Raw genomic sequence first — 17,524 nt, forward strand, 5'->3', positions numbered from 1 at the left:
GCCGTTCACTGTTGCCGCCGCTACCGTATTCGCGGGTAAACCCGCTCCTACACCAGATTGGTGGTAGACACATGTCGGGGGGGACTCATTCCGTTGTGCGCGGTGGGCTGCGACGCAGCCCCAACAGGTGCAGTGAAATACCTCACCCCGCCACCCGCACCACCCCCAGGTCAATCCCCAGATGCACCAGTTCGGCATGCGAACTGACCTGCAACTTGCTCTTGAGCAAGGTCAGGTGGTTGGACACGGTCTTGGCACTGATACACAACTGCTCGGCAATCACCCGCGCCGGGGTACCCTTGGCCAGCATCGTGAATATCTCCAGTTCGCGCTGGGTCATGCGCTGCAACCGCGGGTCACTGGTACTTTGCTGTGACAGGCAAGCCAGCTGGGTGGCCAGGGGCTGCTCGATGTAGGCATGCCCGGCCAACACCCGCTGCACCGCCTCGATCAGCACCTCGGGCGCCGAGTTCTTGGTCAGGTAGCCCGAAGCCCCCGCATCCAGTGCCTGGCGCACCAGCGGCAGCTCGTCGTGCATGCTGAAAAACAGCACCCGCAACTGCGGCAGGCGCTGGCGCAGGCGGCGGGTGGTTTCCAGGCCACTGATACCGGGCAGGCCAAAGTCCATGATCACCAGGTTGGGCACCTGCTCCTGGACCCTGGCCAGCGCCTCTTCACCACTGGCGGCCTCACGTACCTGCACCAATGGCAGCACCGCCCGCAGCAAGCTGGCGTAGCCCTGGCGGACCACGGCGTGGTCATCGACCAACACGATATTCATCACACCTCCTCGGGAATGTTAAGGGCCAGCGCCCAGCCACCCCCCGGGCGGCTGAAAATGCGTAACTCGCCCCCAAGGCTGCGGGCGCGCTCGGCCATCGAGTGCAGGCCTACCCCTGGGCGCTGGGGCTGGTGGGCGCCGCAGCCGTTGTCGCGAATGAACAGGCGCAAGCCCTTGGTACTGCGCTGCAGGCGTACCCGCACCTGGCTGGCACCGGCATGCCGGGCGACGTTGGTCAGCGCCTCCTGCAACAAGCGGTACAAATGCGTTCGGCTCGGCCCAGTCAGCGCCGGCAAGTGCTCGCCAACCCGCAGCCGGCATTCGATACCCTGGCTGGCCTGCCACTGGCTCACCAACAGCCCGAAGGCCTCGGCCAGCGGCATGTAGTGCAGCGCCACCGGATACAAGTTGTGCACCAGCGCGCGAAAACCTTGCTGCAGGCGCTCGCAGTTGAGTTCAAGGGCCTGCGCCGTCTGCGTCACCACTTCTGGCTGTTCGGCCACCATACGCAGCAGGCATAGCTGGGCACGCATGCCTGCCAGGTATTGCCCCAGATCATCGTGCAGGGTCTGCGCCAGCTGGGTACGTTCCTGCTCCTGCACCGCCAGCAGGGCCTGGGTCAGCTGGGCATTGTCGGCCTGGGCCTGCTCCAGGGCTGCGGCCATGCGGTTGAAGTGTTTCGCCAACTGGCGCGCTTCCGGCAGGCCGGCTTCGCGCAGGCGTGCCGTCAATTGCCCGCCCGAGACCTGGTGCAAGGCGCCCAGCAGCTCATCCAGCAGGTTCATGGCCCGCCGTACCGCCCAGCGGATGGTCAACAGGCTAAGCAACAATGCCAGGCCACACACGCCAAGCAGTTGCTGCAGGGAGTCCCAGACTTCATCGATTTCATCCCGCGCATCCACGGCAATCAACACACGACGGCCATCACTCAAGTCCAGCAGCCGGCTGCTGTGGTAGCGCTCGCCGAACAACTGGCGGCCGAGCCAGGCATCCATACCAGCCTCTTGCGGCAGCCTTGGCACCTCACCCGCTGCCAGCCAATGCACCCGCACATGGCGCAGGCTCTTGGTCAAACCGGGCTGCAGGTTTACCGGGTCGCGTTCGGCGGTGTCGCCCAGGTACGCCACCACCGCTTCGGCTGACTGCAACTCACGCTCGACGTCAGCCACCGCCTGGTGCAACAGCACCCCGGCACAAGCCAGTGTCACCAAGGCGAAGCATAACGTGACCCAGAGGTTGACTCGCCACAGGGCCGACAAGTTGACAAGGCGCACAAGCGGTTCTCCTCAGGCCGTTGTGGACCATCGTAAAACTGCGGCCCCCGCACTGAATTACTACCTTGGTACCGGCCGAGCGCTACTTTCTGCATATTTCCCCCTCCCGGCGGGCTTCCTATGCTGGCGCCATCTGCCGTGGAGTGTGTTATGCGCCAGCCTGCCCACCTTGCCTTGACCTGCCTGCTGGCCTTGGCCGCAACGCTGGCTGCCCCCCTGGCGCCCGCCGCTCAGGGCCAGGCCGCAGCCCCGCTGCACATACGCATCGGCTACCTGGGCTATCGCCCCGCCGCTGGCCCGCTGCTGTCCAACGTCATCCCCGAACCCGGCGATGCCGGGCTACAAGGTGCCGAACTGGCCATTGCCGACAGCAACAGCACCGGACGTTTCCTGAAGCAGCAATTTCAGCTGACCAGCGCCAACGTCGACAGCCCCGAGGCCCTGCTGCAAGCCGCCAGGGCCCAGCATGAACAAGGCCTGCGCCTGTTCGTGGTGAATGCCCCGGCCGCCAGCCTGCGCGCGCTGTCTACCGCCCTGCCCGACAGCCTGTTGTTCAACGCCGGCAGCCCCGACGACAGCCTGCGCAGCAGCCAGTGCCTGGGCAATGTCCTGCACAGCCTGCCGAGCCGGGCCATGCTGGCCGATGCCTTGGCGCAGTTCCTGGTACTGCGCAAATGGCAACGGGCACTGCTGGTGGTCGGCCAGACCCCGGACGACCAGGCGTACGCCGCTGCCCTGCGCCGGTCGGTGAAGCGTTTTGGCGTGCAACTGGTTGCGGAAAAAACCTGGACCTTCGACAACGACCAGCGCCGCAGCGCCCAGGCCGAGATGCCGTTGTTCACCCAGACTGCCGAATACGACGTGGTGCTGGTGGCCGACGAGCGCGGTGACTTCGGCGAGTACCTGCCTTACCAGACGTGGTATCCGCGCCCGGTGGCCGGTACCCAGGGCCTGACCCCCACGGGCTGGCACAAGACGGTGGAAACCTTCGGGGCGGCGCAGTTGCAAAAACGCTTCGAGGCCCAGGCCGGGCGCTGGATGAATGACCGTGACTTCGCCGCCTGGATGGCTGTACGCAGTGTCGCCAGTGCGGCCAGCAAGCTGCGCCTGGCCGAACCTCGCGCGGTTCAGCAACTGCTGCTCAGCGAGCAGTTGCCGCTGGACGGCTTCAAGGGGCGCAAGCTCAGCTACCGCCCGTGGAACGGCGAACTGCGCCAGCCGATCCCGTTGGTTCAGCCCCGCGCCCTGGTCAGCACCTCGCCGCAGGAGGGCTTCCTGCATCCCTTCAACGAAATGGACAGCCTGGGCTATGACAAGCCCGAAGTGACGTGTAGCTACCCCTGACCCGACAACCACAACAATAAGGAATCCGCCATGCGCCGCCCCCTCTTCCACCGGGCCCTGATTTACCCCAGCCTGCTGTCGGGCGCCCTGGCGCTGGCCAGCAGTCACGCCATGGCTGCCACCGCCTGGGTCTCCAACGAGAAGGACAACAGCCTCAGCCTGATCGACATGCAAACGCTGGAAGTCACCGAAACCCTGCCGGTGGGCCAGCGCCCGCGTGGCTTGCTGCTGTCGCACGACAGCAAGCTGCTGTATATCTGCGCCAGCGATTCGGACCGGGTGCAGGTGATGGACGTGGCCACCCGCAAGATCATCAAGGAGCTGCCTTCCGGCAAGGACCCCGAGCAGTTCGCCCTGCACCCCAACGACCGCTGGCTGTATGTATCAAACGAGGACGATGCGCTGGTGACGGTGATCGACACCGTCACCGACAAGGTACTCGGGCAGATCGACGTTGGCATCGAACCCGAAGGCATGGCGGTCAGCCCTGACGGCAAGTGGGCGGTCAACACCAGCGAAACCACCAACATGCTGCACTGGATCGACACCAGCACCCAGACCCTGGCCGACAGCACGCTGGTCGACCAGCGCCCGCGCTTCGTCGAGTTCAGCAAAGACGGTTCGCACCTGTGGGCCTCGGCAGAGATCGGCGGCACGGTGACCATACTCGACGTGGCCACGCGCCAGGTGCTGAAAACCCTGAACTTCCAGATCAAGGGCGTGCACCCGGACAAAGTCCAGCCAGTGGGCATCAAGCTCAGCGCCGATGGCAAGTACGCCTTCGTCGCCTTGGGCCCGGCCAACCATGTGGCGGTAGTCGATGCCAAGACCTTTGATGTGCTCGACTACCTGCTGGTCGGGCGGCGGGTCTGGCAGTTGGCATTCACCCCGGACCAGCGCCAGTTGCTGGCCACCAACGGTGTCAGCGGTGACGTTTCGGTCATTGATGCAAAGAACCTCAAAGTGCTCAAGTCGGTGAAGGTCGGGCGCTACCCCTGGGGTGTGGTGGTGACACCATGAACGCCCTCGATGTCAGTGACGTGAGCTTTGCCTATGGCCAGCGCGAGGCACTCAGGCAGGTCGGTTTCAGCCTGGCACCCGGGCGCTTCGCCGCATTGCTGGGCCCCAATGGTGCCGGCAAGTCGACCCTGATCGCCCTGCTCACCCGCCTGTACGACCTGCAGCATGGCGACATCCGCGTGTGCGGCTGCTCGCTACGCAACGCTGCACGCCCGGCCTTGCGCCAGCTGGGCGTGGTGTTTCAGCAAAGCACCCTGGACCTGGACCTGAGCGTTGAACAGAACCTGCGTTACCACGCCGCCTTGCATGGCCTGTCGCGGCGCCAGAGCAACCTGCGGGTCGAAGCCGAACTGGCCCGCCAAGGCCTTGGTGAACGCCGGCGCGATCGTGTGCGTGAGCTGAACATCGGCCATCGGCGGCGGGTGGAAATTGCCCGCGCGCTGCTGCACGAACCGCGCCTGCTGCTGCTGGACGAAGCCAGCGTCGGCCTCGATCCGGCCAGCCGCCTGGCGCTTAACCAGCACCTGCGCCGGCTGTGCCGCGAGCAGCAGCTCAGTGTGCTGTGGGCCACTCACCTGCTGGACGAAGTGCAGCCCAGCGATGACCTGTTGATTCTGCATCAGGGGCGCCTGGTGGCCAGTGGCACCGCCGATGCGCTGAGCCTTGAGCACGGTGGTGACCTCGATCACGCCTTTGCCCGCCTGACCAACGCCCCCTCAGGAGCCAACGCCCGATGAACGCTTACTGGCAATGTTTCAACGGCATCATGCTGCGCGAATGGCTGCGCTTCGTGCTGCAGCGTACACGCCTGCTCAGCGCGCTGGTGCGCCCGCTGCTGTGGTTGCTGGTATTCGCTGCCGGCTTTCGCGCAGCGCTGGGCATTGCCATCATCGAGCCCTACGACACCTACATCCCCTACGAGGTGTACATCATCCCCGGCCTGGCCTGCATGATTCTGCTGTTCAACGGCATGCAGGGCTCACTGTCGATGGTTTACGACCGCGAGATGGGCAGCATGCGCGTGTTGCTGACCAGCCCGCTGCCACGCCCGTTCCTGCTGGGCAGCAAACTGCTGGCAACTTCATTGATTTCCCTGCTGCAAGTCTATGCCTTCCTCGCCATCGCCTGGTTATACGGGGTACAGCCACCGGCTGCGGGCTTGCTGATGGCCCTGCCGGCATTGCTACTGGTGGCCTTCATGCTCAGTGCCCTGGGGCTATTGCTGTCGAACGCCATCCGCCAGCTGGAGAACTTCGCCGGGGTGATGAACTTCGTGATCTTCCCGCTGTTCTTCCTGTCTTCGGCGTTGTACCCGCTGTGGAAAATGCGCGAGGCCAGTCAGTGGTTGTACTGGCTGTGTGCTGTGAATCCGTTCACCCATGCCGTAGAGCTGGTGCGGTTTGCGCTTTATGAGCGGCTGAATATGCTGGCGCTGGCGGTGTGCCTGGGCTTGACCGCATTGTTCACCCTGCTGGCGATCCTCACCTTCAACCCTCAGCATGCAGCGCTGCGCAAGCCGCGCTGAAAACCTGGCGTGCAACGCGTGTGGGAGCGGCCTTGTGTCGCGATTGGGCCGCAAAGCGGCCCCAGCAATCTATGCATGATGCCGAGATCCTGGGGCCGCTGCGCGGCCCTTTCGCGACGCAAGGCCGCTCCCACAGGGATCGCGCCAGCTTTCAGAAATTGAGCAAGACAGTTGCTCCCTAGGGCGTCTCCATGCCTTCAGGCGCCCGGCCATCTACTACTTTAGTACTGCATTTACTGTCTATCGTCGCATTCACAAAGCACCGCCACTGGCATGTAATGAGTCCATAACAAAAAGGGAAAACCTCCATGCCACGTGCCCTGCCCCGGCTGCCACGCCCCTTGCTGGCGGTACTTTCGCTGAGCCTGACGCTAGGTATCGCCCAGGCTGACACGGCGCCGCTGTTCTCCGCCGACGGCTATCGCACCACGCACTACCGCAGCCCGACCCCGCAACAGGTCGAAGGCGGCCAGGTCGTCGACACCGCCACATTGCAAAGCCTGCTGGGCCAGACGCCCCGGCCGGTGCTGATCGACGTCTATCGCCGTCAATGGCTGCAAGGTCGCTTCATCGAAGACGAACCGCACAGCAACCTCCCCGGCAGCCTGTGGCTGGCCAACACCGGCGACGGCGCACTGAGCCCGGCATGGCAGGACTACTTCGTGCGCAACCTGCAAAAAGCCACGGCCGGGCACCCGGACCAACCACTGGTCTTTTACTGCCGCTCCGATTGCTGGTTAAGCTGGAACGCGGTAAAACGCGCGAAAGCCTTGGGCTATAACAACCTGTATTGGTACCGCGACGGCCTGGATGCCTGGCAGCAAGCCAACCTGCCATTGCAGCCGGCACAACCGGTGCCGTTCCCCTGAAATGCCTGCGTAGGCGTGCCCCGCTCCATCCAATAAAAACAAGGTGAAAAGGCCATGTACAAAATTCTGATTGCCGACGATCACCCCCTGTTTCGCGAAGCCATCCACAATGTCATCAGCGATGGTTTCCAGGGCAGCGAGGTCATGGAGACCGCCGACCTTGAAAGCGCCCTGGCCCTGACCCAGGCGCATGACGACCTCGACCTGATCCTGCTCGACCTGAACATGCCCGGCATGCACGGCCTCAATGGCTTGATCACCTTGCGCAACGAGGCACCGACCACGCCGGTGGTCATCGTTTCGGCCGAGCAGGAAAAGCAGATCGTGCTGCAGGCCATTACCTACGGTGCCGTGGGCTTCATCACCAAATCGTCGCCACGTTCACAGATGATCGAAGCGATCGAGCAGATCCTCAATGGCAATGTCTACCTGCCGCCAGACATCATCCGCGCGCAGAAAAGCAGTACCAGCCGGCGCCATAACGATACCCCGAGCTTCCCGCCGGAAATGCTCCAGGCCCTGACCCGCAAGCAACTGCTGGTGCTCGAGCGCATGACCAAAGGCGAATCGAACAAGCAGATCGCCTACACGCTGGACATCGCCGAAACCACCGTCAAGGCCCACGTTTCGGCGATCTTGCGCAAGCTCAATGTGCACAACCGGGTACAAGCCATCCTCAGTGCTGGCGATATCGATTTTGCTGATTATCTGCGCCGTTGACCTGTTCCGGCCGCTTCGCGGGTCAACCCGCGAAGCGGCCAACCGCTATGCCACGCCACTGGCCAGCAGATGGCTCATCGCCGTCTTGAGCTTCATGGGCCGTACGGGCTTGTGCATCAGTGTGTGACCCAGCTCGCGGATCTGCTGCTTGAGATCGTTGCTGTAGTTGGCAGTGATCATCAGCGCCGGTAGCGGCTGGGCACGGCGGGCATTGATCCGCGCTACGGCGTCGACACCATTGCAGTCATTGTCCAGGTGGTAGTCGGCAATCAGCAGGTCGGCCTCGGCGTGGTAGTTGTCCACCTGACGCGCCAGGTCTTCCTCCGACAGCGCAGTGACCACCCGACAGCCCCAGCCTTCCAGCAAGGTGCGCATGCCCGCGCAAATCGCCGCGTCGTTATCCAGCACCCACACCCGCGCCCCGCGCAGGCGTTCGAGCATCGGCTCGCAGATCGCCTGGCTCGGCTGGGCTTTGGGTGCGGTGGCACTCAGCGGCACCTCGACAGCAAACACCGAGCCTTTGCCCAGCCATGACCGCACGCGGATCCGGTGGCCGAGGATGCCGGCGATCTTCTCCACGATCGCCAGGCCCAGGCCCAGCCCACGGTCCTGGTCCGGGCGCTGCACCTCACCCCGCTTGAACTCCAGGAACATGTCTTCCAGGTGTTCTTCGGCAATGCCGATGCCGCTGTCCCAGACTTCAATCCGCACACCACCGCGCTGGCGCCGACACCCCAGCACCACGCGCCCGCTGCGGGTGTAGCGGATGGCATTGCTGAGCAGGTTGCGCAGGATGCGTGCCAGCAGCTGGATGTCACTGCGCACTACGGCAGAACACCCCACAAAGTGCAGCGCCAACCCTTCGCTACGCGCCACCTGGGCGTATTCGGCGGCCAGGTTGTCCATCAGCTCGCTGAGGGCGAACGGAGCGACATCGGCCTTGATCACGCCAGCATCGAGCTTGGAAATATCCACCAGCGTGCCCAACAGGTTTTCCACATCCTCCAGCGAATTGCTGACATTACGCACCAGGTGGGCAGCGTTTTGCGGCTCGTCGCGCTCTAGCAACGCGCTGGTGAACAGCCGCGCCGCGTTCAGCGGTTGCAACAGGTCATGGCTGACCGCAGCAAGGAACTTGGTTTTCGACAGGTTGGCCTGCTCGGCCTCGCGCTTGGCCTCGCGCAGACGCGACTCGGCCTGGCTGCGCTCTTCGATTTCGCGCAGCAACTGGTCGTTGAGGCTGGTCAGTTCGGCAGTGCGTTCACGTACCCGTTGCTCCAGATGCTGATAAGCCTGGTGCAACGCCTGCGCGGTGTTGCGGCGCTCGGTGATGTCGCGGATCAGCACGAAGATGCCCACCACCTCGCCACTGGCCAGGCGGTTCGGCACGTACGAGCGCAGCATGTAGCGTTCCTGGCCGTTGATATTGGTTTCGGCGAACTCGAACGTCACGCTCTCCCCCGCCAGCGCCCGTGCCACATAGCCTTCCAGGCGCTGGTAGTGCTGCTCGCTGTGGGCCTCGCGCAGGCTCTGGCCCAGCATCACGCCATGCGGCCAGCAATACCACTCTTCGTAAACCTTGTTGGTGAATTCGTAGACCAGATCGGCATTCAGGTAGGCGATCAGTGCCGGGACGTTGTCGGTAATCAGGCGAATCTGGTGCTGGTGGGCCGTCTCGGCCCGCTGCCGGGCCTCGCTGAGCAGGCGGTTGACGGCCTTGAGCTCGGCCATGGCCTGGTTCAGCGCATCGGTGCGTTCACGCACCTGCTCGGCCAGCACCACCGAATGCTGGAACGCGGCGTATGGGTCGTTGCCCCGGGTCACGCCCGACTCGATGCGCTCGATCAGTGCGTCATTGATGCGCTGCAGCTTGTGGTTCTGATGCTGCAGCCGGGTCAGCTCGGCCTGCAGTTCAGCGACCGACAGGAGGTCGGTTGCGGGCAATGGCGACCCCGGTGAAGGTCTGGTTGATGTGCATGCCATTGAACTGTTCTCCGTAGGTGTTGAAGCCAATCACCCGTTGCTCGCGCAGGAACGCGCCGACCGGCTCCAGGCCGTGATGGGCCTCCAGCTCCAGCCGCCGCAGGAAACAATCACAACCGATGGTCAGCAGCAACGGTCCGAGACGCTGGTGCAGGCCATCGAACAGCTGGTGCAGGTTCGGCAACAGCGGGCCCGGAGTCATGGCCGTGAGCACGATGCCGTTCTCCACCGCGCAGTAGAAGCTCAAACTGAGGTCAGGATGCATCTGCTGGATCGCCCGCACGTAGTACTGATCATGAATGCGCACGGCCAGCGGGTGGGCGGCGAACACCCGGTGATCAAGCGCGGCCACTGGCACACCGATGTGGCGGGCATATTCCTCGGCCGCCGGTTCGGCATTCAGTTCGAAAACCCGGCGCTGGGCGCTGTCGGCACCGGTTACCACCAGCTTTTCCTGGCGCGGCAGGATGTGATGCGTGGTGAACACTTCGAAGTCGAGCCAGGTGTTGACCAGCACCACCACGGCTGCGCCGTTGTGGAATGTACCGCCGTAATACACATGGGTGCGGTTCAGGTAGTTGTCGTCACCGGCCGAGCCGCCGAAGTGCGGGATATCCCCCAGTGCTGCGCTGAGTGCGGCAAGCACCATTTCCTCGCGGCTGGACAAGCCATCGAGCAGTGTGAGTGCAAAACTGTGGCCCTTGATTGGCGCCAGGGTATTGCTGCGGCAGGTGCCGACCAGCCGCTCGACCATCTGCTGCGCGTCGATCAGGCTGAAGCGCTCCATTTCATCGATCAACGCGGTGGCGATCGAAAAGTGCCGGTGATCGAAGCCCACCGCCGTCACGCAATTACGGCCGTAGCCCAACGGTGTGATTTCACCGGCGCTGGTGCAGCCGACCAGGCGTATGCCGCCAAAGTCCTGCTCCAACGCTTCGCCCAAAGCCTGCAAGTCATATTCGGCGGAACAGAAGAACAGCACGAAACCCAAGTGCGGGTGCAGCAACTGCCGCGCCAGGTCCTGGGCGGCCAGCCGCGCGTCGGTCGCCTGAGACATGGCACTGACCACACCGTCGTTATGAGCCTGCTGCATCGTGGTCTCCGGCACGGGGTGGCTGAGCGATCAGTTTAAGGAGGTGGTGGCGGGTGACGAATGCTACTTGGGTAGCGGGTGGGCGGTTCCATGGGCGTAAAAGAGCGCGTCAATCGGGGCCGCCTTGCGGCCCCGGGCGCTTACCAGGTCAATACCGCGCCCACGGCAAAGGTATCGGTGTCTTCGTTCTGCGCACGGGTGTCATGCCCGTCGATGGAAAACTGGTTGTACTCGGCCACCAGTTTCAGGTTGTCGTTGATGTCATGGAACAGCGCCACCCCCCGGGTCTCGTAGTCCGCACCGCTGCCAACCGCACCATTGCCATCGTCCTTGGTCTTGCCATAGGACAGCGCCACGCGGTTCTTGCCGAACTTGTAAGAGCCCTGCAGCAGGTAGCCGTCACTGTCGACATTGCGCAGAACCGGTTCGCCGGCATTGTTGGTGAAGAACGGGTTGATGCCCTTGGCCTGGAACCCCGAACCGGTCAGCGACCAGCCGCCCATCTTTGCCTGCACCCCGTAACCCACCCCCTTGGAAGTGATCGTTTCTACCGTGGAGTCAGTATTGTCCGAGGTCTGGTAACTGCCGTTGACCCAGCTGTAGATCTGCGCCCCACCCAGGTCGAACTGGTAGGTGATCTCGCTCTCGGTGCGTGGGTTTTCCTGATAGGCCTTTCCGGTCGGGCTGCTGTCGTTGGTGTCCACCGGGTCCATGATGCCCACCGCCACCCGCAGGCCCTCCATCACTGGCGTACGGTAGGTGATCTGCGAGGTAGGGAACGGGTATGGGTAACCGCTGCCAATGTTGCCGAACGAAACCCCGCCGCCGTCCACCAGCCCCAGGGTGTCGCTGACCTGGCCATAACCGGCCAGCAGTTCGTCGAGCAGGATGTTGGAACGGGCGAACAGCCCGAAGTCCTTGCCGATCAGCACCTCGCCCCACTCGGGGTTGGCCACCGTGCCGTAAAACTGGCGCACGTCGATGGCGGTGTCGGTGCCGTTGGTTTCACTGTCGTTGATGGTTACCCAGAACGAGGCACGCGCGCCGAGCTTCAGGTCATCCACCTGCTTGCCCATGTTGAAGCCGAGGTAGTTGGGCAAGAAGCCCATCTTCACCCGCGACTGGCGGCGGTCAAACTGCTCGCCCTCACGGTCGACCTCGCTGTTGACGTAGAAGGCGTTGATATAGCCATCGGTGGAAAACGTCGTCTGGTCCTTGTCGTACAGCATGATCTCGGCTTCGGCGACGCTGCTCAGGCCAAGCGCAGAAAAGCTGGCGATGGCGGCTGCGAGAAAACGAGGCGGCAGGTGCTTATTGTTGTTGTGCATGGCGCGCTCCAAACGGGGACGGGATGTCGGAGGCGATTATCAGAAGGGGGCAAATTGCCAGGAACGCTGCTTTGGCGTGGGGTGGCGAGTGCTTTGGGGCGGGAGGGTGCGGCCCGGTGATTTGGTCCCGGTACCTGCTTGGGTCCTGGTTCGAGACTTATGGCTCAGGCAGGAGTGGCAGGCGGGTATCAATACGATTGAATGAACCGGGGCCGCCTTGCGGCCCTTCGCGGGCTCGCCCGCTCCCACAATTTCAGGATATCCACGACCCCTGTGGGAGCGGGCGAGCCCGCGAAGGGCTGCAAAGCAGCCCCCATTACATTGTCTGAGCGGAATTTCCTGGCTTCAGGAAGCCAGCGCCTGCGAACGCTGGCAAGCAGGCATCTCATAGCGGTGCGGTTGCTGCCAGGCCAGCCGTGCCTGCACATCCACCACCGCATCCTTCACCTTCTGCGCCCAGTGCTCATCCTTCGGGCACACCACCACCACGCGGAAACCGTGGTCGACACCTTCCAGGCGCACGCCTTCGGAATCATCTACGTGCAGATCAATATCAAAAGCCGAAGGCAGCTTGGAGGGTGAATTTTCCAGCCCGCGCTGGGCCAGGATATGCTGGTGCCGATCGCTGTTGACCACACCATCGACATGAATGCCGTAAAGCATCAGCCACCGGCGGATGTAAGCCGGGGTGCGCCCCGACGAGGTGTAGATCCAGATGCTGCAGCCCTGGCGGCGCAGGTCGCGGATCAGTTCGCGGGTGCCGCTGCGCAGGGGCTCACCCAGCCAGCGATGGACGAAACCCGGCAGTTTGCTGTCCTCGGCGGCAGCGTGCTCGGGCAGGCAGGCCAGCGTGTCGTCGATATCGAACGAAATGCGTACCTGGCCACGCTTGAGCTTGCGTTCGATGGCTTGCCGCCCTCGTGCGAACAGTGATGAATGTTGCATCAGCGGCTCCCCTCACAGGCAGGCTCGGGCGTGCCGCTCAGGAAGAACTTGCCGGGCTCAGGCGCCTTCGCTTCCAGGAAAGCGGCGTACTTTTTCTTGATCTTGGGGAGTTCGTACAAAGCCTTGACACCGTGTTTGGCGGAGTTGCGTATGACCGAGGACGGGTTGAAGTAACCCTCGGCGTTGTCCAGTGACAGCACGAATGGCGGCAGCCCGGCACGCATCAGCAAGTAACTGACAATGAGCGAACCCGTGCGGTTGTTGCCTTCGATGAACAGCTGCGGCTTGCTGAGAATGCGTACATACACACCCGCCGCCCGCTTCCAGATCGAATCGCTGCGGTACGAGCAGTACCAGTTGTACAAATCCTTGATGCCACCTTCCACGTTGTTGAAAAAGTGCGCTTCGGTTGCCGCAAGGTGTGGGGCGAATTCCAGGCGACAGGCCGGATCGCTGCCGCATAGCACGGTGGCATTGATTTCCAGCATCAGGTTCAGCTGTTGCAGGTCGAACAGGTCGATACCGCGGGCGACATAGTCGTCAATCAGCGCATAGCCTTCAAGCACATTCAGCAGTACCTCGTCGGTAAACGGGTCCCGCGGTTCGGTGAAATGCTGGCTGAGTTCGGTAAAGCGGCCCTGCACCTCGCGCAGTGCGCGCTCTACCGCTGACAGATCAAGACGACGCGTCGCTCGCATTGGTAATCCCGGGTAACACTTTAACGGAAGGTAACGCGGCCGGGCGTTGCAACCTTCCTGGCTGCAACACCCGCCCACCTTGGGCTTGCAGGGCTCAGCTGAACTTGCCGCTGATGTAGTCGCTGGTCAGCTGCTCGCGGGGGTTCTGGAAAATCTGCGCGGTCGGGCCCATCTCGACCAGGTAGCCGGTGCGGGTGCCCTGGGAAATATCCACCGAGAAGAAAGCGGTGGTGTCGGCCACACGAATCGCCTGCTGCATGTTATGGGTCACCAGGGCGATGGTGTAGTCCTTTTTCAGCTCGACCATCAGCTCTTCCACGCGGCGGGTGGCGATTGGGTCGAGTGCCGAGCAGGGCTCGTCCAGCAACAGTACTTCCGGCTCGGTGGCGATGGCACGGGCGATGCACAGGCGCTGCTGCTGGCCACCGGACAGTGACAGCCCGCTGACCTTGAGCTTGTCCTTCACTTCGTCCCACAGGGCGGCGCCTTGCAAGGCGTGCTTCACGCGATCGCCCAAGTCGCCTTTGTAGCGGTTCAGGCGCAGGCCGAAGGCCACATTGTCGAAGATGCTCATCGAGAACGGGTTGGGCTGCTGGAACACCATGCCGATATAGCGGCGCACTACAACAGGGTCGACACCCTTGCCGTAGACATCCTGCCCAAGAAAGTGCACATGGCCTTCGAAACGGAAGCCCTTCACCAGGTCATTCATACGGTTCAAGCTACGCAGCACGGTACTCTTACCGCAGCCCGAAGGGCCGATGAAACCGGTGATCTCGTTTTTCCTGATCGGCACATGGCTGTCACGCACGGCCATGAAGTTACCGTAGAAAATCTTGTCGAGCTTGCAGTCCATGACGATGGGGGCTTCGCTGACCATGGGAGCGGCTCTTTGCGCAGTGGATACGTTCAAGTTGGATGCTCCCTTTCTCAATACTTGGGCTTGCCGAAGACTCGGCTCAAAATGTTGATGACCAGCACGATCATGACCAGCACCAGCGAGGCCGCCCAGGCGAGCTCCAGCTGGTTGTCGAACGGCATGCCGGAGAAGTTGTAGATCAGTACCGCAAGCGAGGCTGTGGGGTTCATCACCGCCAGGTCGCCGTCGTGGTAGATCCAGTAGTTGCTGAACAATGCGGTGAACAGCAGTGGCGCGGTTTCGCCAGCGGCGCGGGCCACGGCCAGCATCACCCCGGTAAGGATGGCCGGCAGGCCGGTGGGCAGGACGATCTTCCAGATCACCTGGGCACGGGTGCAGCCCATGCCGTAGGCAGCATCCTTCATGATCTTGGGCACCATCTTCATCGACTCTTCAGCGGTGAGCACCACGATCGGCAGCATCAGCACCGCCAGGGCCACGCCGCCTGCCGGTGCCGAGTAGGTGCCGGTGGTCATCACCACCAGGGCGTAGGCAAACACCCCGGCCAGAATCGATGGCAGGCCAGTGAGCATCTTGGCGGCAAAGCGCGCAGCGTTGGCCAGCTTGCTGTCGGGGCCGAGCTCGGCCAGGAACACCGCTGCCAGGATACCGACCGGCACAGCGATGGCGGCGGCAATGCCGACCATGACGAAGGTACCGGCCATGGCGTTACCGAAACCACCGCCCATCTCGAAGCCGGTAGGTGGCAGTTCGGTGAACACTTCCAGATTAAGGCGTGCCCCGCCGCGAGTGATCAGCATGTACAGCACGGAAATCAGCGGCACGCTGGCCACCAGTGCCGCAAACCATGCCAGGGTGGTCAATACCAGGCTGCGCAGGGCGCGGCCTTCCAGCTTGCGCTGCAGGCTGGGCAACGCGGCTACAGGGGTCGTCAGGTCAGTCATTGTTTGTTACCACGCTGGGCGTAGAGCATGATCATAGAGCCGAGGACGTTCACCAGCAGGGTGATGAACATCAGCACCAGTGCCGCGTACATCAGCACTTCGACCTCGTTCGGGCCGGCTTCCGGGAAGTTCAGCGCCAGCAGCGCCGCCAGGGTGTTGGCCGGTGCGAACAAGGACAGGGAAATGGTGTTGGCGTTGCCGACCAGCATGGCCAGCGCCATGGTTTCACCGAGTGCACGGCCAAGGCCCAGCACCAGCGAACCGAAGATGCCGGTAGCCGCCGAGGGCACCATCACCTTGAGGATGGCTTCCCAGTGGGTGGTACCCATGCCGTAGGCAGCCTGCTTGGTTTTCATCGGTACGCTGGTCAGCGCATCCTGGGAAACCGCCGCGATGGTCGGCAGGATCATGATCGCCAGCACCAGCGCCGCAGGCAGCAGGCCTGGGCCACTGAGGGAGGTGCCGAAAAACGGGATCCAGCCCAGCTCGCTGTTCAGCCAGGCGGTCAGCGGGCGAATCGCCGGGATGACCACATAGATGCCCCACAGGCCGTACACCACGCTGGGGATGGCGGCGAGCAACTCGACGATGGTGCGAAACACCGCGGCAAGCTTGGCCGGAAGGAAATCCTGGGTCAGGAAAATGGCCATGCTGACGCCGAAGAAACCGGCGATCAACAGGGCGATCAAGGCGCTGTAAAGCGTACCCCAGATCGCTGGCAGAATACCGTACTTGCCTTGGTTAACGTCCCAGACGCTGCCGAACAACACGTCAAAACCGTGCTTTTCAATGCCGGGCAGTGCCTTGCGGCCGACTTCGTAGACCAGCGCGAAGACCAGCGCCAGCACCAGCACCACGCCAATGCGCGCAAGCGCACGGAAGGTGCGATCGACCAGGAAGTCTTTCGCAGACGGTGGCTGGCACGCGGAGTCGGGGTTATCCGGTATGGCAAAAGGAGTGTTCATTGGCGAGTTCCGGGACAAGAGACAAACACCCCCGGCACGGCTTCATGCCGATACCGGGAGCGCCTGGGTATTACTGGATGTTGGCGGACGCTTTACGCACCTGATCGACTACCGACGGCGGCAGCGGGATGTAACCCATCGAGTCGGCGATGGTCTGGCCTTTGGTCAGGCTGTACTCGACCATTTCACGCATGGCCTTGGCTTTTTCCGGGTTGCCGTTGTCCTTGCGGAAAATCATCCAGGTGTAGGAAGTGATCGGGTAGGACTTGGCACCGTCCGGATCAGGCAGCCAGGCCACCAGGTTTTCCGGCATGTTCACCGCTGCCAGTGCTTCGGCACCGCTCTCGGCATTCGGCACGACGTATTGGCCAGCCTTGTTCTGCAACACGGCGAAATCGACCTTGGCCAGCTTGGCGAAGCCGTACTCGATGTAGCCGATGGCGCCCGGGGTCTGGCGGACGGTGGCGGTTACGCCGTCGTTCTTCGGCGACTTGATGAACTTGTCGGTGGCCGGCCAGTTGACGGTGTTGCCTTCGCCCAGCCCTTGCTTGAAGTCAGCGTTGATGGCCGACAGGTGCTTGGTGAAGACGGCAGTGGTGCCGCTGGAGTCGGCACGCACGACCACGGTGATCGGGGTGGCAGGCAGCTTCAGGTCAGGGTTGGCCGCCGCGATTTGCGGGTCGTTCCACTGGGTGATCTTGCCGAGGAAGATATTGGAGTAGACGTCGCGCGGCAGCTTCAGCCCTTTAGGGTTACCCGGCAGGTTGTAAGCCAGGACGATTTCACCGGCTGTCATTGGCAGCAACTGCACGCCTTCGCCAACCTTGGCAATGTCTGCTTCGCTCATGGCCGAGTCACTGGCGGCGAAGTCGACAGTCTTGTTCAGGAAGTCCTGAACGCCCGCACCGCTGCCCTTGGACTGGTAATCGACGGTGACGCCAGCCGTGTTCTTGCTGAAGTCCTTGAACCAGGTCAGGTAGATCGGTGCAGGGAAGCTGGCGCCCGAACCGGTCAAGCGGACGTTTTCTGCAGCAAAGGCTGCCGAGGTGGCGCAAAGGGAAACCGCAACGGCGAGTGCAGCAGACTTCATCAGGCGTTTCATCAAAAAGTGCTCCGTGTGATGGCCAGCACACTTTGCATCAGCTGTGTTACAAC

17 protein-coding genes are annotated in these 17,524 nt (G+C 62.8%); 6 read left to right on the forward strand and 11 right to left on the reverse strand.

Going from position 1 to position 17,524, the window contains the following annotated elements:
- Nucleotides 1–142: 142 nt before the first annotated feature.
- On the reverse strand, nt 143–781 hold the full coding sequence (locus ACF8GF_RS15705) for a response regulator transcription factor (RefSeq protein ID WP_003254098.1): 639 nt from the start codon (nt 779–781) through the stop codon (nt 143–145).
- Complete coding sequence (locus ACF8GF_RS15710) at nt 781–2,055, reverse strand: histidine kinase (RefSeq protein ID WP_176684110.1); 1,275 nt, start codon at nt 2,053–2,055, stop codon at nt 781–783. Before ACF8GF_RS15710 ends, ACF8GF_RS15705 begins: the two co-directional genes overlap by 1 nt.
- Before the next feature lie 150 nt (nt 2,056–2,205).
- Between ACF8GF_RS15710 and ACF8GF_RS15715 the strand changes: the two genes are divergently transcribed.
- From ACF8GF_RS15715 to ACF8GF_RS15740, 6 genes are all read left to right on the forward strand, one after another.
- Nucleotides 2,206–3,399 carry an ABC transporter substrate-binding protein gene (locus tag ACF8GF_RS15715; protein ID WP_392461245.1) on the forward strand — a complete coding sequence of 398 codons (1,194 nt, stop codon included), beginning with the start codon at nt 2,206–2,208 and terminating at the stop codon, nt 3,397–3,399.
- A gap of 30 nt (nt 3,400–3,429) precedes the next feature.
- Nucleotides 3,430–4,419 (forward strand): YVTN family beta-propeller repeat protein, encoded by a 990-nt coding sequence (locus ACF8GF_RS15720; RefSeq protein ID WP_209966628.1) that lies wholly within the window; start codon nt 3,430–3,432, stop codon nt 4,417–4,419.
- The gene (locus ACF8GF_RS15725; protein ID WP_129932255.1) at nt 4,416–5,156 is read left to right on the forward strand and encodes an ABC transporter ATP-binding protein; all 741 of its coding nucleotides are present in this window, start codon (nt 4,416–4,418) and stop codon (nt 5,154–5,156) included. Before ACF8GF_RS15720 ends, ACF8GF_RS15725 begins: the two co-directional genes overlap by 4 nt.
- Nucleotides 5,153–5,944, forward strand: coding sequence for an ABC transporter permease (locus ACF8GF_RS15730; protein WP_392461244.1), 792 nt, complete (start codon nt 5,153–5,155; stop codon nt 5,942–5,944). Before ACF8GF_RS15725 ends, ACF8GF_RS15730 begins: the two co-directional genes overlap by 4 nt.
- Nucleotides 5,945–6,252: 308 nt before the next feature.
- The gene (locus ACF8GF_RS15735; protein WP_176684113.1) at nt 6,253–6,813 is read left to right on the forward strand and encodes a PQQ-dependent catabolism-associated CXXCW motif protein; all 561 of its coding nucleotides are present in this window, start codon (nt 6,253–6,255) and stop codon (nt 6,811–6,813) included.
- Between the two features lie 54 nt (nt 6,814–6,867).
- Nucleotides 6,868–7,533, forward strand: a complete 666-nt coding sequence (locus tag ACF8GF_RS15740; RefSeq protein ID WP_209966632.1) for a response regulator transcription factor — start codon at nt 6,868–6,870, stop codon at nt 7,531–7,533.
- Between the two features lie 45 nt (nt 7,534–7,578).
- Here ACF8GF_RS15740 and ACF8GF_RS15745 read toward each other — a convergent pair whose 3' ends face one another.
- From ACF8GF_RS15745 to pstS, 9 genes are all read right to left on the reverse strand, one after another.
- Entirely contained in the window at nt 7,579–9,477 is a 1,899-nt protein-coding gene (locus ACF8GF_RS15745) for a NahK/ErcS family hybrid sensor histidine kinase/response regulator (RefSeq protein WP_392487519.1), read from the reverse strand.
- Nucleotides 9,446–10,609 (reverse strand): nitric oxide-sensing protein NosP, encoded by a 1,164-nt coding sequence (gene nosP / locus ACF8GF_RS15750; RefSeq protein WP_003254110.1) that lies wholly within the window; start codon nt 10,607–10,609, stop codon nt 9,446–9,448. Before nosP ends, ACF8GF_RS15745 begins: the two co-directional genes overlap by 32 nt.
- Before the next feature lie 140 nt (nt 10,610–10,749).
- Nucleotides 10,750–11,937: a porin gene (locus ACF8GF_RS15755; RefSeq protein ID WP_392487520.1), complete on the reverse strand. Its 1,188-nt coding sequence runs from the start codon at nt 11,935–11,937 to the stop codon at nt 10,750–10,752.
- A gap of 345 nt (nt 11,938–12,282) precedes the next feature.
- Nucleotides 12,283–12,882, reverse strand: a complete 600-nt coding sequence (locus ACF8GF_RS15760) for a hypothetical protein (protein ID WP_021784016.1) — start codon at nt 12,880–12,882, stop codon at nt 12,283–12,285.
- The gene (locus ACF8GF_RS15765) at nt 12,882–13,580 is read right to left on the reverse strand and encodes a hypothetical protein (RefSeq protein ID WP_392487521.1); all 699 of its coding nucleotides are present in this window, start codon (nt 13,578–13,580) and stop codon (nt 12,882–12,884) included. Before ACF8GF_RS15765 ends, ACF8GF_RS15760 begins: the two co-directional genes overlap by 1 nt.
- 94 nt (nt 13,581–13,674) lie before the next feature.
- Nucleotides 13,675–14,460: a phosphate ABC transporter ATP-binding protein PstB gene (gene pstB, locus ACF8GF_RS15770; protein WP_003254117.1), complete on the reverse strand. Its 786-nt coding sequence runs from the start codon at nt 14,458–14,460 to the stop codon at nt 13,675–13,677.
- A gap of 50 nt (nt 14,461–14,510) precedes the next feature.
- Nucleotides 14,511–15,404, reverse strand: coding sequence for a phosphate ABC transporter permease PstA (gene pstA / locus ACF8GF_RS15775; protein WP_003254119.1), 894 nt, complete (start codon nt 15,402–15,404; stop codon nt 14,511–14,513).
- Nucleotides 15,401–16,369: a phosphate ABC transporter permease subunit PstC gene (gene pstC / locus ACF8GF_RS15780; RefSeq protein ID WP_004574212.1), complete on the reverse strand. Its 969-nt coding sequence runs from the start codon at nt 16,367–16,369 to the stop codon at nt 15,401–15,403. Before pstC ends, pstA begins: the two co-directional genes overlap by 4 nt.
- A 70-nt stretch (nt 16,370–16,439) precedes the next feature.
- Nucleotides 16,440–17,471, reverse strand: coding sequence for a phosphate ABC transporter substrate-binding protein PstS (gene pstS, locus ACF8GF_RS15785; protein WP_176684119.1), 1,032 nt, complete (start codon nt 17,469–17,471; stop codon nt 16,440–16,442).
- Between the last annotated feature and the right edge of the window lie 53 nt (nt 17,472–17,524).

This window comes from Pseudomonas sp. yb_5, assembly GCF_043103865.1.
Lineage (GTDB): Bacteria > Pseudomonadota > Gammaproteobacteria > Pseudomonadales > Pseudomonadaceae > Aquipseudomonas > Aquipseudomonas putida_Y.